This is a genomic window from Bradyrhizobium mercantei, from assembly GCF_001982635.1.
GTDB classification, from domain to species: domain Bacteria; phylum Pseudomonadota; class Alphaproteobacteria; order Rhizobiales; family Xanthobacteraceae; genus Bradyrhizobium; species Bradyrhizobium mercantei.
On record NZ_MKFI01000010.1, the window covers coordinates 106514 to 121218 of the forward strand.

The 14705-nt window shown below is 65.2% G+C and carries 15 protein-coding genes; 11 read left to right on the forward strand and 4 right to left on the reverse strand.

Annotation, left to right across the window (positions count from 1 at the left end):
• Positions 1-5: 5 nt before the first annotated feature.
• The 5 genes from BI327_RS36465 to BI327_RS36485 all read left to right on the forward strand — a co-directional run bounded on the left by BI327_RS36465 (position 6) and on the right by BI327_RS36485 (position 4850).
• On the forward strand, positions 6-455 hold the full coding sequence (locus tag BI327_RS36465; RefSeq protein WP_143271772.1) for a hypothetical protein: 450 nt from the start codon (positions 6-8) through the stop codon (positions 453-455).
• Positions 456-704: 249 nt separating this feature from the next.
• A complete protein-coding gene (locus BI327_RS36470; protein ID WP_076866207.1) occupies positions 705-1823 on the forward strand; it encodes a branched-chain amino acid ABC transporter substrate-binding protein in 1119 nt (372 codons plus the stop codon).
• A gap of 199 nt (positions 1824-2022) precedes the next feature.
• Complete coding sequence (locus tag BI327_RS36475) at positions 2023-3096, forward strand: hypothetical protein (protein WP_143271773.1); 1074 nt, start codon at positions 2023-2025, stop codon at positions 3094-3096.
• A gap of 50 nt (positions 3097-3146) precedes the next feature.
• Positions 3147-3995 carry an alpha/beta fold hydrolase gene (locus tag BI327_RS36480; protein WP_076866209.1) on the forward strand — a complete coding sequence of 283 codons (849 nt, stop codon included), beginning with the start codon at positions 3147-3149 and terminating at the stop codon, positions 3993-3995.
• A gap of 15 nt (positions 3996-4010) precedes the next feature.
• Positions 4011-4850: a class I SAM-dependent methyltransferase gene (locus tag BI327_RS36485; RefSeq protein ID WP_076866210.1), complete on the forward strand. Its 840-nt coding sequence runs from the start codon at positions 4011-4013 to the stop codon at positions 4848-4850.
• A 15-nt stretch (positions 4851-4865) separates the two neighbouring features.
• Here the strand turns inward: BI327_RS36485 and BI327_RS36490 are convergent, their stop codons facing one another.
• Together BI327_RS36490 and BI327_RS36495 are read right to left on the reverse strand one after the other, a co-directional pair.
• Positions 4866-5270, reverse strand: a complete 405-nt coding sequence (locus tag BI327_RS36490; protein ID WP_076866211.1) for a GFA family protein — start codon at positions 5268-5270, stop codon at positions 4866-4868.
• Positions 5271-5307: 37 nt separating this feature from the next.
• A complete protein-coding gene (locus BI327_RS36495; protein ID WP_076866212.1) occupies positions 5308-5886 on the reverse strand; it encodes a TetR/AcrR family transcriptional regulator in 579 nt (192 codons plus the stop codon).
• 81 nt (positions 5887-5967) lie between these two features.
• Here BI327_RS36495 and BI327_RS36500 point away from each other — a divergent pair, with 81 nt between their 5' ends.
• The gene (locus tag BI327_RS36500) at positions 5968-6291 is read left to right on the forward strand and encodes a hypothetical protein (protein ID WP_076866380.1); all 324 of its coding nucleotides are present in this window, start codon (positions 5968-5970) and stop codon (positions 6289-6291) included.
• A 103-nt stretch (positions 6292-6394) separates the two neighbouring features.
• Here the strand turns inward: BI327_RS36500 and BI327_RS36505 are convergent, their stop codons facing one another.
• Positions 6395-7525 carry a hypothetical protein gene (locus BI327_RS36505; RefSeq protein ID WP_076866213.1) on the reverse strand — a complete coding sequence of 377 codons (1131 nt, stop codon included), beginning with the start codon at positions 7523-7525 and terminating at the stop codon, positions 6395-6397.
• 366 nt (positions 7526-7891) lie between these two features.
• Between BI327_RS36505 and BI327_RS36510 the strand changes: the two genes are divergently transcribed.
• The 3 genes from BI327_RS36510 (at position 7892) to BI327_RS36520 (ending at position 12248) form a co-directional block, all read left to right on the forward strand.
• A complete protein-coding gene (locus tag BI327_RS36510) occupies positions 7892-8938 on the forward strand; it encodes an aldo/keto reductase (protein WP_076866214.1) in 1047 nt (348 codons plus the stop codon).
• Positions 8935-9789, forward strand: coding sequence for an amidohydrolase family protein (locus BI327_RS36515; RefSeq protein WP_076866215.1), 855 nt, complete (start codon positions 8935-8937; stop codon positions 9787-9789). Before BI327_RS36510 ends, BI327_RS36515 begins: the two co-directional genes overlap by 4 nt.
• Before the next feature lie 119 nt (positions 9790-9908).
• Positions 9909-12248 (forward strand): Tex family protein, encoded by a 2340-nt coding sequence (locus BI327_RS36520; RefSeq protein WP_076866216.1) that lies wholly within the window; start codon positions 9909-9911, stop codon positions 12246-12248.
• 120 nt (positions 12249-12368) lie between these two features.
• Here BI327_RS36520 and BI327_RS36525 read toward each other — a convergent pair whose 3' ends face one another.
• The gene (locus BI327_RS36525; protein WP_076866217.1) at positions 12369-12779 is read right to left on the reverse strand and encodes a DUF1127 domain-containing protein; all 411 of its coding nucleotides are present in this window, start codon (positions 12777-12779) and stop codon (positions 12369-12371) included.
• Positions 12780-13251: 472 nt separating this feature from the next.
• On the opposite strand from BI327_RS36525, the gene BI327_RS42835 reads away from it, so the two are divergent.
• Together BI327_RS42835 and BI327_RS36535 are read left to right on the forward strand one after the other, a co-directional pair.
• Entirely contained in the window at positions 13252-13770 is a 519-nt protein-coding gene (locus tag BI327_RS42835) for a hypothetical protein (RefSeq protein ID WP_076866218.1), read from the forward strand.
• Positions 13771-13917: 147 nt separating this feature from the next.
• A complete protein-coding gene (locus BI327_RS36535) occupies positions 13918-14610 on the forward strand; it encodes a response regulator transcription factor (protein ID WP_076866219.1) in 693 nt (230 codons plus the stop codon).
• The last annotated feature ends 95 nt before the right edge of the window (positions 14611-14705 follow it).

A 14705-nucleotide genomic window follows, 5' to 3' on the forward strand; every position in this document is an offset into this window, starting at 1 on the left:
GCGCGTTGACCGGCCCGGCATCGGCACAGTCCACCGATCCGCATCGTCCGGCGGTGCTCGGCCTGGGCGTCAATCGCGCCAACATCACCAATGATATCAGCGGCCATTATTACACCTTCATGGCGGGGCCGGGCCATGTCGATGTCGAGCTCGCCTTCAAGGAGATGGGGGTGTTCGGCCGTCCGCTGCGGCAGCATCTCAACTTCGATTTCTGGAATGTGGACGGCGTTCGGCTGTCCCACATCGAGGTGCTGTCGCAGGGCAACGTCGCGCGCCGGCACACCGATGCCGATCTGCCGGTACGACAGCGAATCAATCTGGCGGTCTCGACGCAGTGGGGAGCGATCAAGGTCGGCGGCTACTATGAGATCGAGTTGAAAGGCGCCGTTGAGGCCGCGGCGCCGGTCGGGGCCGACGTCAAGCCGGACCAGCCACCGCCGTTGGTCCGGCAGTGATCGGCGGTTATGTGCCGTCACGCACACAGCACGCTTCCGATCATGCCGGCGCGTGTTGTTCTAGCACCAATGCACGGCAACGTGTTTCACATTGTTGCCGGATGTCGCATATGTCCAATCCCCCGTCGCCTCAGTCCGAGCCTGCCAGCCATCGCGCGCATAAAAGGCAGCCCCCGGCGATCGTTGCATCCGGCGATACCAGTCGGTTGCGATGCATTGAGGCGACTTGAGACCATCGAGGAGAATGTGATGAAGTTTGCACTTCGACGATATTTTCTTGCGCTCGGCGCGAGCCTGGCCTTGTCCAGCGCCGCCATGGCACAGGATATCAGTGTTGCCGTGGTCGGGCCGATGACCGGCTCGGAGGCGAGCTTCGGCCAGCAGTTCAAGAACGGCGCCGATCTCGCGATTGCCGACATCAATGCGGCCGGCGGCGTGCTCGGCAAGAAGCTGAAGCTGGAAGTCGGCGACGATGCCTGCGATCCGAAGCAGGCGGTGTCGGTTGCCGAGAAGATGGCGGGCGCGAGGATTCCGTTCGTCGTCGGGCACTTCTGCTCGTCGACCTCGATTCCCGCCTCGGACGCCTATGCCGAGGGCAACGTGCTGCAGATCACACCGGGCTCGACCAACCCGCTGTTCACCGAGCGCGGGTTGTGGAACACGTTCCGGGTCTGCGGCCGGGACGACCAGCAGGGCATGGTCGCGGCTGCCTATATCATCAAGAACTACAAGACCAAGAACGTCGCGATCATCCACGACAAGACGACCTACGGCAAAGGCCTCGCCGACGAAACCAAGAACGCCATCAACGCGGCGGGCGTGAAGGAAAAGCTCTATGAAGCCTACACCAAGGGCGACAAGGACTTTGCCGCGCTGGTGTCCCGCTTCAAGAAGGAGCAGATCGATTTCGTCTATGTCGGCGGCTACTACGCCGAGGCGGCGTTGATCCTGCGCCAGATGCGTGAACAGGGCGTCAATGCCGTGCTGATGGGCGGCGACGCCCTGGTCGACAAGCAGTTCGCCGCGATCGCGGGTCCGCTTGCCGACGGCTCGCTGTTCACCTTCTCGCCCGATCCGCGCAAGAAGGCGACCGCGGCCGCGACCTTGAAGAAGTTCAAGGACAAGGGCATCGATCCCGATGGTTACACGCTCTACAGCTACGCCGCGTTCCAGATCTGGAGCGAGGCCGTCGCGCGCGCGCAGACCACGGACGCCAAGAAGGTCGCAGCCGCCATCAAGGCCGGCAGCTGGGATACCGTGCTCGGCAAGATCAGCTACACGCCGAAGGGTGACATCACCCTGATCGACTATGTCGTGTATCGCCGCGACAAGGACGGCAACTACGCCGAACTGCCGGCCGGTCAATGATCGCCGGCCGCGACATCGGCGCTCCTCCCGGATCGATGTCGCGGCTGTGCCGGCTCACAGCGCCAACAGATAAACCCTTTTGCCAGCCCCGGGGTGTTGGCGCTGTGACGTCCGGGGGGCTACCGGATAATTCACCCAACGACTGCCATCACCGGACAGACGTCGTTCGATCGATCACCGCAACGGAAGAGAGCAACACGTGTCTGACATGAGTCTGGGCAATGGCGGCGGCCGTCCTGGCGAATGGCGCGCCGCGGGGCAGTCTCAAGGATCGTCTCAAGGATCGTTCCAGGGGGCGCCTCAAGGATCATCGCAAGGACCGTCCCATTCCTACCCGCTGCTGGTGCGCGATCACGGTCTCGGCACCGCGCTGAAGCTGTTGCTCGAGACTCTGCCGTACGCGCTGGCGCGGTGGGGCGTGTTACTGGGCTTTGCGGCGGCGTGCGCGGTCTTTGCCATCGTCGCCGTGGGCGGCGCGGTGTGGCTCGGCACCCATGTCGCCAGCGTGTTCGGCTATTGCTGGCTGCTTGGCACTCTGCTGCTCGGCGGATGGATCTGGGGCGCGGTCCTGCGTTACACGCTTCACATGATCGCCTGCGGCCACGTCGCCGTGCTGACCGAGCTGATCACGCATGGCCGCATCGGCAACGGCACCGAAGGGCAGTTCGCCTACGGCCGCCGGATCGTGATGGAGCGGTTCGGCGAGGTCGCGGTGCTGTTCGGGCTCAACGCACTGATCCGCGGCGTGTTGCGCGCGTTTCACAATGCGCTCGATACACTCGGCGACTGGCTGCCGGCGCCCGGCATGAAGGCGATCGTCGGTCTGCTCAACACCATCCTGTCGGCCGCGACGCGCTATCTGGACAAGGTGGTGCTGTCCTACGATCTGGCGCGCGGCGGCGACGATCCCAGGCGCAACATCCAGGACGGCCTGGTTTATTATTGCCAGAATGCCAAGCCGATCCTGACCACGTCGGTCTGGATGGTCATCGTCGAGCGGATCCTGAGCATCCTGCTCTGCCTGCTGCTGCTGGTCCCCGCCGGCGTGGTGACGGTCTGGTTGCCGGACGCCGTCAGGGAGTATGGCGCGATCGTCACCGTCTTCATCGCAGCCTTGCTGGCCGTGACGGTGCGCGCGGCATTCATCCAGCCGTTGTTCCTGATCTGCATGATGATCCGCTTCCACGCGCTGATCGAGCACCAGCCGATCAATTCGACCTGGGTCGGCTATCTCGACGGCCTCTCAGACAAGTTCCGGCAGATCGGACGTTGAGAGCAGTGGAGGGGTGTCGTGCCGCGCGCATTTTGTAACGGAGATGTTCGGTGACCGATATTACCCTCGACAATAAGGGCGTCAGGCTCGCTGCATCTGTTGATGGCCCACCCGACGGTGAACCGATCCTGTTCCTGCATGGCCTGTCGCTGAGCCGGGACACCTGGCAGGAAATCGGCGCTCGGCTCAGCGATCGATATCGGGTCTGGACCCTGGATTTCCGAGGCCATGGGCATTCGGATCGGGCCGCAAGCTACGCGCTCGCCGATTATACTTCGGACGCGGAGACCACGTTGGCCGCAATCGGGCGCCCGGCGGTGATTGTTGGGCACTCGCTCGGCGGCTGCGTTGCCGGTGTCCTGGCGCAGCGCGGCGATGCCAATGTGCGCGCCGCCTTGCTCGAGGATCCGCCGTGGTATCTCGGGCAGCCGGGGGAGTGGGAGAAATCCACGTTTCCGAAGCTGTTCTCGATCGTCAGCGCCCGTCAGGCTGCGTGGCAGCAGGCGCGCGCGCCGCTCGGCACATACCTTGCGTTTCTCGCGGACTCGCCGACGCCCATGGACGGCATCGGCCGTGATCATTTCAGCTCCCGTCATCTGTTGAGCCATGCGTCCGCGCTGCAGCGGCAGGACGGGCGGTGCTGGGCGGGCGGGCAGGTTGCGGCCTCCGTCCTTGCGGCGATTCCGACCGAGCAGGAATTCCAGTGTCCCGTCAGGATCATTCAGGCCGATCCCGGATGCGGGGCGGCCTTGCTGGAGGGGCACGAGTCTCGCTTTGCGCACGGCAATCCGCGTGCCGACATCGTTCGCTATGACGGTTGCGGCCACTCACCCCACCGCGCCATCGCGTTCGAGCAGCGCTTTGCCGCGGACCTGGAAGCTTTCTTGTCGAGCCTGTAATCGGAGCGAGCGCGCATGCAAGAGACGTCCGGCTACGATCCGAACTATGTGATGGGGCGCTCGACCGCGGAGACCGACCGGCTCAAGCGGCAGTCGCAGCTTTACGATGCGTCGACATCGCAGCTCCTGCGGGAGGCTGGGCTCTTGCCGGGCATGAAGGTGCTCGATGTCGGAAGCGGCGCCGGCAACGTGTCCTTTATCGCCGCAAGTCTTGTCGGTGAGAGCGGGGCGATCGTCGGCGTCGACAGCAATCCCGCCATTGTCGCCGAAGCCGCAAGCACGGCGCGCTCGCTCGGCCTGAGCCAGGTTTCGTTCCGGGCCGGCGATATCAGCACGATCGAGCTGGAACGGGATTTCGATGCGGTCATCGGCCGGCTCGTCCTGATCTATGTCAGGGATCCCGCGGCGCTGGTTCGGCAATTGCTCGGGCACCTCAAGCCTGACGGCATCGTGGCGTTCCAGGATCTCGACTGGGGCGAGGGGCCGATCGCCGATCCGCCGTCGCTGCTGCTGTCGCAAGCCTGGAGCACCGTGAAGGAGATGTTTCGGCGGGCCGGGCTGAACAACCGGATGGGATTGTCATTGCACGGCGCCTTCGTCGCGGCCGGCCTTCCCGCGCCGCGCATGAGCCTGTTCGCGCCGGCCGGAGGCGGAGCGGATTTCGACGGTTACGACTACATGGCGAGCGGCCTGCGCAGCAACCTGCCGCATATCGTCAAGCTCGGCGTCGCCACCGAAGCCGATCTTGCGCTGGACAGTTTTGCCGACCGCTTGCGCGCCGAAGTGGTCGCCATGGAGGGGGTCTTCGCGCTGCCGACCTTCGTCAGCGCATGGTCACGCAAACAGGCGGGCTGATGGCCGCGGAGGCCTTCACGCATTTTGCGCGAAGCGTGCGGCACCCGCGACTGGTGCAAGCCATGTCGCGGCATGATCCGTATAGATCTCGATCTGCGGCCGCAAGCCGTCCATGCTGTCGAGTGTGCCGGCCTTGACCACGACCTTGCCGGGCATCAGCGCAGTCTTCGCCAGGATCGGCGAGCCGCAGCCGCCGCAGAAATGGCGCTCGACCGGATGACCGCTGTCACCCTTGTCGACAAAGACGGCGGTCTCGCCGGACTGCTGGTAGTCGGCCTCGCGGATCACGACGTTGAGCGAGAATAGGCTGCCGCTCAGCCGCCGGCAATGCGTGCAGTGGCAGATCGCGATCCCGCGCGGTTCGGCCCTGAGCACGTAGCGCACCGCGCCGCACAGGCAGCCGCCCTTTCGATCCTGCATGATGTCGTCTCCCATACGGTCGTCTGGCAAGTGTCGCTCAACCCCCGCCGGCCACGGCGTCGATGAAGGTCGCAGCCGATTCCTTCAGCTGCTTGCGGCTGTATCCGGCGCGCTCCATTACGGCGAGGCCGCGCGTGAAGGTCACGATGACGCGTGCCAGCCGGCTGGCATCGGCCGCGCTCCGCTTGCCCGGGGCCGTGCCGAGCGCCTTGCCGATCAATTGCTCGAGCCGGCCCAGCACATCCTGCACGCGCTGACGCACCTCTGTGCTCGAGATCGCCGCATCAAGCGCGGTGCGCGTTGTCAGGCATCCGCGCGCCGGCGAGCCGTCGGTCATGTTGACGATGATCATGTCGAAGAAACTTCGCAAAGCGGTCGTCGTGTCGGCGCCAGCCAGCGCGCTGCCCGCCGCTTCCAGGAATTGCTCAGCATATTGATCGAAGGCGCGCAGGAAGATCGCTTCCTTGTCGCCATAGGCGTTGTAGAGGCTGCCGCGCTGCACGCCGGTGGCCTCCGCGAGGTCCTGCATGGTCGCGTCGTGCAGGCCTTTGCGCCAGAACACGTCCAGCGCCGTTGCGATCACCTCGTCTTCGTTGAACTGACGCACACCCACCATTCGACCCGCTCCGCCTGATTATTCTTGACATTATCGTCAAGATTGACAATCATGTCAAGAATGACGCTTCAGGAGATCACTATGATTACCGCCGTCACGACGTTCAAATTGCCCAAGCCGATCACGCGCGACGAAGCGCGCGCCATCTTTCTCAGCACCGCGCCGATCTACCGCGGCGTATCGGGGCTGTTTCGCAAGACCTACGTGCTGTCCGAGGACGGCATGACGGCCGGCGGCATCTATTTCTGGAACTCGAGGCCGCAAGCCGAGGCGCTCTACACCGAAGCGTGGCGCGCCCGCGCCCGGGAGAAGTATGGCGCCGATCCGACGGTGACCTATTTCGAAAGTCCCGTAATGGTCGACAACGTCGCCGATCGGATTCTTGCCGATGAACTGAGCGGGTGACCTGAGCCGTGGACTCCGCTCCGCCTCGCCCTGCGTGAAGACAGCGACTAACGGTAACCCTCTCCCCGCAAGAGCGGACGGAGGGCGCGTGCATCCGCCGACGTCACAGGTCTTGCAGCGCGTCGCGTGACGGTGCGATCGGCAGCCATTCCGGGATACGACGCTTGGCGAGCCAATAAGGCCGCCAGATCGCGCGCCAGGTCGGACGGTCCAGCGGCACCGTGCCCCAGATGCGCTGCGCCATGTCGACCCGCGACAGGTCGTGCATGTGCAGCCACTGACGTGCCGCCCACCACAATTCGGCTGGCATCTCGCCGTTGCGGCGGCCCTTGAGCTCGACGATGCTCGGCAGGGGGTCGCGATACCGGGTCGCCACCTTGAGCGTGGCGATGCGCCTGCCATGCCGTCTGATGCTCCAGAGCCGTGAGCGATTGTGTGCGAGGTTGCAGCCATAGGTGCGGAGGCAGTTCTGCATCGCCTCTGCCTCCTCTGCGATATCGGCGGTCGAGGTCAAGGGCACGAAATCGTAGCCGGCGACACGGCCCGCCTGCAGCCACATGTCGGCAATCGGCTGTGAGCCGAGGTTGAGGTGTAGCGAGAGCAGCGTTCGCCAGTCGTTTGCGGCGGCACGCGCGGTGTCGAGACGCATGGCTGGCGTCCATGTCCGGTCGATCAGCGTATGGCCGAGCGTTGAGGGGTGGGTTGAGAACCACGCCCACAGGCCGACCAGCCGCAACCCGGCCGGGTTGACGAACCGCGCCGCGCGGATCAGCTCGCGCGCGATCCAGGCGGCAGCGGGCGAGTGCGCGAGCCTCGTGAGTTCGGTAACGGCTTTCAGCCATTGCGGCGCCAGCTTCGGCGATGGCGGCAGATGGTTCGCGATCTGGCGGCGAAACAGCTCATCGTCGGGCAATCCCGCGATCGGAAACGTGAATGCTTCCGGTGGCAATTTGCGCAACCAGAGCGGTATGCCTGCCGCAGCCGCTGCCTCCGCAAGGGAGCGGCCGTCGATGACATGCGCGAGTGCGAGCGCGGGGTCTCGTCCAACCCGTGGGGCCGCCAGCGCGAACAGCAGCGCGGGAAAGCTCACGGCAAGGTCCGCAATGCGCGCATGCTGCATCGCCAGCGCACGCACCTTGGCCTGCACATCGGGATGGTATCTCCGCAACTGCCGTTCGGGCAGCGCGAAGCGTGCGGCGTCCCGGTGGGGGAACGCCAGAACATTGGATGTCATGACAATGGTTCCACGCCCGCGGCGCGGCAGATTCGGTTCAATTGGGATGGAGCGTTAGGGTCTCGTCCGGGATTGAGCTCCCGGAACGCGCATCAAAAATCGCGCGGTGAACCCGGGAAGCGCGCTAGCCTGATCATCGTCGCCTCCTGCAATGAATTTGCGGTGCGGTTCCCATAGCCCATTTTGTATCGCCAGGCAACGCGCCGATTGCGCCACCGCGCACTTTGCAAGGCATTGTGACGTGCAGAGCGCGCTGACGCGAAGCTGTCATCGTCACGCCGTCGGCGGGACATCTTCACCTTCCGCGTCACCGGCGCTAGTCTCGACGCAGCGACCAACAAAAAACGTAATGGGCAGGACGCACCAATGACCCAACAACAACCCTCCAATCCAGGTTCCGCCCCGTTGCCGCGGCGCAGGCTCGGCCGCACCGGGCTCGACGTTTCCATCCTCGGTTTCGGCACCGCGCCGCTCGGCGATCTCTTTGCGCGGCTCGATGACGCGGCCGCGATCGCGGCGGCGGAGCGGGCGTTTGCGCTTGGCGTGAACCTGCTCGACTCGTCTCCGCTGTATGGGCATGGCCTCGCCGAACATCGCAGCGGCACGGCGCTGCGCCGCGTCGCACGCGACGACGTCGTCGTCTGCACCAAGGTCGGACGCTGGATGGATCCGTTCCACGGCCGCGGCGACGGCTCGAACTTCGTCGGCGGCCAGCCGCATCGCGCCGTGGTCGATTATTCCTATGACGGCACCATGCGCTCGGTCGAGCAGTCGCTGTTGCGGCTCGGTACCGATCATATCGATCTGTTGCTGATCCATGACGTCGACGTCTGGACCCACGGTGCTGACGCCATCGAGGCGCGATTTCGCGAGGCAATGGAGGGCGCCTATGTCGCGCTCGACAAGCTGCGCGCCGAGCGCGTGGCCAAGGGTATCGGGATCGGCGTCAACGAGGCTGAGATGTGCGTGCGTTTCGCCAAAGCGGGCACGTTCGACACCATGCTGCTCGCCGGCCGCTACTCGCTTTTGGAGCAACCGGCGCTCGCCGAGTTCCTGCCGCTCGCGGAGCAGCAGGGCATCGGCATGATGCTGGGCGGCGTGTTCAACTCCGGCATCCTGGCGACAGGCGCGGTGGCCGGCGCCAAGTACAATTACAAGGACGCGCCGCCGGACGTGATGCAGAAGGTCTCTGCGATCGAGCGCGTCTGCCACGCCCACGATGTGGCGCTGCCAACCGCGGCGCTGCATTTCGCGCTGGGCCATCCGGCGGTCGCAAGCCTCGTGCTCGGTGCGCAGACGCCGCAGGAGGTCGAGCGCAACGTCGCCGCATTGTCGTCAGCCGTGCCCGCCGCGTTGTGGCGCGACTTGAAGAATGAGGGGCTGCTCGACCAGCATGCGCCGGTGCCGGCATGATGCGGATCGACGCCCATCACCATGTCTGGACGCTGGCGCGCGCGGATTACGGCTGGCTGACGCCGGAGCGCGGGCCGATCTATCGCGACTTCGGGCTATCAGATCTCGCTCCGCATCTCGAAGCAGCCGGGATCGAAGGCACGATCCTGGTGCAGGCCGCACCAACAGAGGCCGAGACGGCATTTCTGCTCGATGTCGCAAAAGGGGCCGAGCAGGTGCGCGGCGTGGTCGGCTGGATCGACTTCGACGCCGGCGACGCGGCGGCGCGCGTCGACGCGATCGCCGAACGCGATCTGTTGGTCGGCCTGCGGCCGATGGTGCAGGACATCGCCGATGACGACTGGCTGCTGCGCCCGGAACTGGCGGCGCCGCTCGAGGCCATGGCGCGGCACGATCTCGTGTTCGACGCGCTGGTGCTGCCGCGCCATCTGCCGCGGCTCATCCAGGTGGTCGATCGGCATCCGGATTTGCAGTTCGTGCTCGATCATTTCGGCAAGCCGAATCTCGCCACCGGCGACATTGGGGCCTGGAAGGACGATGTCGCAGGTCTGGCCACGCGGTCCAACGTCGTCTGCAAATTGTCGGGCCTTGCGACCGAGGCGGCGCCGAACTGGCAGGTCGCCGATCTGCGCGAAGCCGCGGATCATGCGCTCGCATGCTTCGGGCCGGAGCGGATGCTGTGGGGCAGCGACTGGCCCGTGGTCAATCTCGCCGGCGGCTACGCGCACTGGTTCGCGGCCGCGGAGAGCCTGCTTGCCGATTTGTCAAGTGAAGCAAGAGCCGCGATTTTCGGCGGCAATGCGGCGCGCATCTATTTGTCAAGCCGCGGGCGGCCGACATCCCGGAAATAGATTGCAGCCTGCGCCCAATTTGATCCACAGCGTGCCTTGATGAATCAATCCGGGATGGTTCATAAGCGGCGTCCGTGTCGTCGGTGATCCGGCGGCGTAACGGGATTAGAGAGAGAAGCGTGGCAAAGATTCATCATCAGATTGCGCAGGAGCTGGGGGTTCGCGACGAGCAGGTCGAGGCGGCGGTGACGCTGCTCGACGGTGGCGCCACCGTGCCGTTCATCGCGCGATACCGCAAGGAGCTCACCGGCGCGCTCGATGATGCTCAGCTGCGCACGCTGGAAGAGCGGCTGACGTATTTGCGCGAGCTCGAGGAACGCCGCACCGCGGTGCTCAACTCGATCCGGGAGCAGGGCAAGCTCGATGCCGCGCTGGAAGCCCAGATCATGGCGGCCGACAGCAAGGGCCGTTTGGAAGACATCTATCTGCCGTACAAGCCGAAGCGCCGCACCAAGGCCGAGATCGCCAAGGAAGCCGGGCTCGAGCCGCTCGCCGATCAGCTTCTGACGCAGCCCCAGAACGATCCGAACGAAGCTGCCGCTCCGTTCATCAACGCCGAGAAGCAGGTCGCCGACGTCGCCGCCGCGCTGGATGGCGCGCGCGCAATCCTGGTCGAGCGCTTCGCCGAGGATGCCGATCTGATCGGAGCGCTGCGTGAGGAGATGTGGTCGAACGGCATCATGGCCTCGACCGTCCGCACCGGCAAGAAGACCGAAGGCGAGAAGTTCAAGGACTATTTCGATTTCTCCGAGCCGCTGCCGAAGCTGCCGTCGCACCGCATCCTGGCGCTGTTCCGCGGCGAGAAGGAAGAGATCCTCGACCTCGCGATCAAGCCGGAGGCCGAGGCGCCGGCCGTCGGTGTGCCCGGTCTCTACGAGCTCAGGATCATGAACCGCTTTGCGATCTCCAATCAGGGCCGCAAGGGCGACAAATGGCTGACCGAGACGGTGCGCTGGGCCTGGCGCACCAAGATCCAGATCCATCTCAACATCGATTTACGGATGCGGCTGTGGACCGCGGCCGAGACCGAGGCAGTGCGCGTGTTCGCCTCCAACCTGCGCGACCTCTTGCTCGCCGCGCCCGCCGGCGCGCGCGCCACCATGGGGCTCGACCCCGGCTATCGCACCGGCGTCAAGGTCGCGGTGATCGATGCCACCGGCAAGGTCGTGGCGCACACGGCGATCTTCCCGCACGAGCCGCAGCGGCGCTGGGATGAGGCGCTCGCCATTCTCGGCAAGCTCGCGATCGAGCATGGCGTCGAGCTGATCGCGATCGGCAATGGCACCGCCTCGCGCGAGACCGACAAGCTCGCCGCCGAGCTCGTGAAGCGGCTGCCCGAGCGCAAGATGACCAAGATCGTAGTCTCCGAAGCCGGCGCGTCGGTCTATTCGGCCTCCGCCTTCGCCTCCAATGAATTGCCCGACCTCGACGTTACCATTCGCGGCGCGGTCTCGATCGCGCGGCGTCTGCAGGATCCCTTGGCCGAGCTGGTCAAGATCGATCCGAAGGCGATCGGCGTCGGCCAGTACCAGCACGATCTCGGTGAGGCCAAGTTGGCGCGCTCGCTCGATGCGGTGGTGGAAGACTGCGTGAACGCGGTCGGCGTCGATGCCAACACCGCATCGGTTCCGCTGCTCTCGCGTGTGTCGGGCATCGGCGCGGGACTGGCGCAGAGCATCGTGCAGCACCGCGATGCCAACGGCCCGTTCAAGTCGCGCAAGGCGCTCAAGGAGGTGCCGCGGCTCGGGCCGAAGGCGTTCGAGCAGTGCGCCGGCTTCCTGCGCATCAGCAATGGCGAGGATCCGCTCGATTCATCCGGCGTGCATCCGGAAGCCTATCCGGTGGTGCGCCGCATCCTCGAGGCGACCAAGAGCGACATCAAGGCGCTGATCGGCAACGCCGATGTGGTGCGCGGGCTCAAGCCGCAATCCTTCGTCGACGATACGTTTGGATTGCCGACCGTCACCGACATTCTGCGCGAGCTGGAAAAGCCCGGCCGCGACCCGCGTCCGGCGTTCAAGGCGGCGGTGTTCATGGAGGGCGTCGAGGAGGTCAAGGACCTGAAGCAGGGCATGATCCTCGAGGGCACCGTGACCAACGTCGCCGCCTTCGGCGCCTTTGTCGACATCGGCGTGCATCAGGATGGTCTGGTGCACATCTCGGCGATGTCGCGGAATTTCATCAAGGACCCGCGTGAGGTGGTGAAGCCGGGCGATATCGTCAAGGTCAAGGTTCTTGATGTCGAGGTCGCGCGCAAGCGTATCGCGCTGACGCTGCGGCTCGACGACGAGGTCGGGCCGAAGAAGGACAACGCGGCGCCGTCGCGCGATTTTTCGCGCGGCTCCGGCAAGATGACGTCGTCCGCGCCGCGCCGCCCGCAAGAGCAGTCCGGCGGCGGTGCACTCGCCGACGCGCTGCGCCGCGCCGCCGAGAAGAGCGGGCGCGGCAAGCCGACCTGAGCCGCGTCGGCGTCACCCGCCATGTCGCGGCGATTTTAGAGAAGGGGCGGATCATGCCTTGCTGATCCGCCCGAGGTCATGCCACTCGGCGTGCAGAACCGGCGGTGAGTTGCCGTCAGCTCACATCACACCGCGAGACAGCCATGGATACGCGGTGCCGTCTCTGAGCCTTTCAATCGCCCGGTCGGTGACGATGCAGTCGAGATCGCCGGGTGTCAGGCCGATATCTTTCAGCTCTCTCTCGCTCAGTTCGTGCAAGTTGACTCGCGACCTCTCGCGCTGCTGCCAATTGCGGAATGCAAGCCAAAATCCCTGGAGCAAACCCGGAAGGCTCCGCGTCGATGCGCCCGGTGGCCCAGCCGCTTCCTTCTCCGAGAAAGCGTCTCTCCGCGCTGCGATCGAGGCTTCGGGACACGCCTCGGCCGAAGCGTCGCCCGTGGTGTCTTTCACCACAGCGATGGCGAGGTCGGGCCGCAGCCGTGCGGTATCGCGCCCGGTCTCGGACGTAGGGTTCGTCTGTTGAGGGGGCATCGGATGCTCCTGCTGTTGTGCCGGCAGGGAGCATGGCCAAACAAAAGGCCCCGTCCGATGCCGGCGGGGCCTGGTGAAAGATCGCGTCGTTGAATTCCTAGCGCACGACTCCTTCCACGGCCCAGCGAGAGCGGGTCATGTTTTTGCGGTTCGCGATGCGCACAACGTTGATCATGAAGCGTCGTTACCACGAAGATGGCCGATATTCAAGGGTGTGCCGATGCCGTGTGCATCCTCAAGGTGAGCGCTCCCGGCATACGCCCGGGAGTCTGTCCTGGCTCCGAGAACGTCTGGTGATTTGATCCGGACGCGCGAAGGTCGTCTGACGCGAAGAGGCCTCTCGCTTATCCTAACTCCGCTGTCAGAATCTGGCGCATTTGTCAGTTGAAGTCGGGCTCACGCTTGCGTCTTCTGGTGATCCTCTGCGTGCGGCGACACGAGGTTCGCCGCAGTCCCAAACAGGGAGAGTTTCATGAAGAACAGGCTTCTCACATGTCTCACGGCGGCGACGCTCGCCGTCAGCGTTGCGCTTGCACCCGCAGCTCTCGCCAGAGGCGGCGGTGGCGGCGGCCATGGTGGCGGGGGTGGCTTCGGTGGCGGCCACGGCGGTGGCTTTGCTGGTGCCATGGGTGGCGGAATGCATGGCGGTGGTTTTGGCGGCGGCATGCACGGCGGTGGGTTCGGCGGCGGTATGCGCGGTGGTGGCATGGCGTTTGCCGCGATGGGCGGCGGCGGGCATTTTGCCGGCGGACATTTTGGTGGCGGTCCCCGCTTCACCGGTGCTCCCGCGTTCGGCCCGCGATTTGCCGGCGCCGGATTCCACGGCGGGCGCTTCTTCCATCATGGCGGCTTCTTCCACCATCACCGCTTCCATCGCTTCGCGTTCTTCGGCGCGCCCTATCTCTACGCCGGCTATGACTACGGCTGCTACCGCAGGGTGTGGACGGCCTACGGTCTGCAATGGGTCAATGTGTGCGGGGATTATTGGTGATCGCCCAACCAACCGCACCGTTGTCGCGGTCGTCGCCAGACGTTCCATCCCGCCCCGGAATGGGATAGTCTGGCGGCGATCGTCGCGGGGGCTTGCAGAGCTTGAGAACTCGGAGAGAGTTCAAGATGCCTCGGAGAGTTCAAGAAGATGACCGGAGCTCACCGCCGCATTCTCGTCGTCGAGGATGATCCTGAAACCGCCGGTCAGCTCGTCGAAGAGCTCACCACCAGCGGCTATGACGTGGATCTGGCCGCGAACGGCCGCGAGGCGCTGAGCCAGGGGGCGGCGCGCGATTATGCCGTGATCACGATCGACCGCATGCTGCCCGACATCGACGGCATCGCGGTGATGCGCCAGATGCGCGACGACGGCATCGCGGTGCCGTTCCTGATCATCAGCGCACTCGGCGAGGTCGATGACCGGGTCCGTGGATTGCGCGCCGGCGGCGACGACTATCTGGTCAAGCCGTTCTCCTTTGTCGAGCTGCTGGCGCGGCTCGAGGCGCTCGGCCGCCGCAGCGAGACCGTTGCCAAGGAGACCATCCTGCGGGTCGGCGATCTCGCGGTCGATCTGATCGCGCGGACGGCGAGCCGCCGCGGCCGCAAGATTCCGCTTCTGCCGAAGGAATTCCAGCTGCTCGAATATCTCGCGCGCAACGAAGGCCGCGTGGTGTCGCGCGCCATGCTGCTGCAGCACGTCTGGGATCTGCACTTCGATCCCTCGACCAACATCATCGACGTCTATGTCGGGCGGGTGCGCCGCAAGGTCGACGACCAGCAAGCCTATCCGCTGATCCACACGATCCGCGGCATCGGGTACTGCCTCCGTGCTCCTGGCTAAGACCTTCAAGTCGTCGACTTTCCGCCTGGCGCTGATCGCCATCGGCATCTTCGGCCTGATGGTGTCCGCGATCTTTGCTTACGTCTACTGGTCGA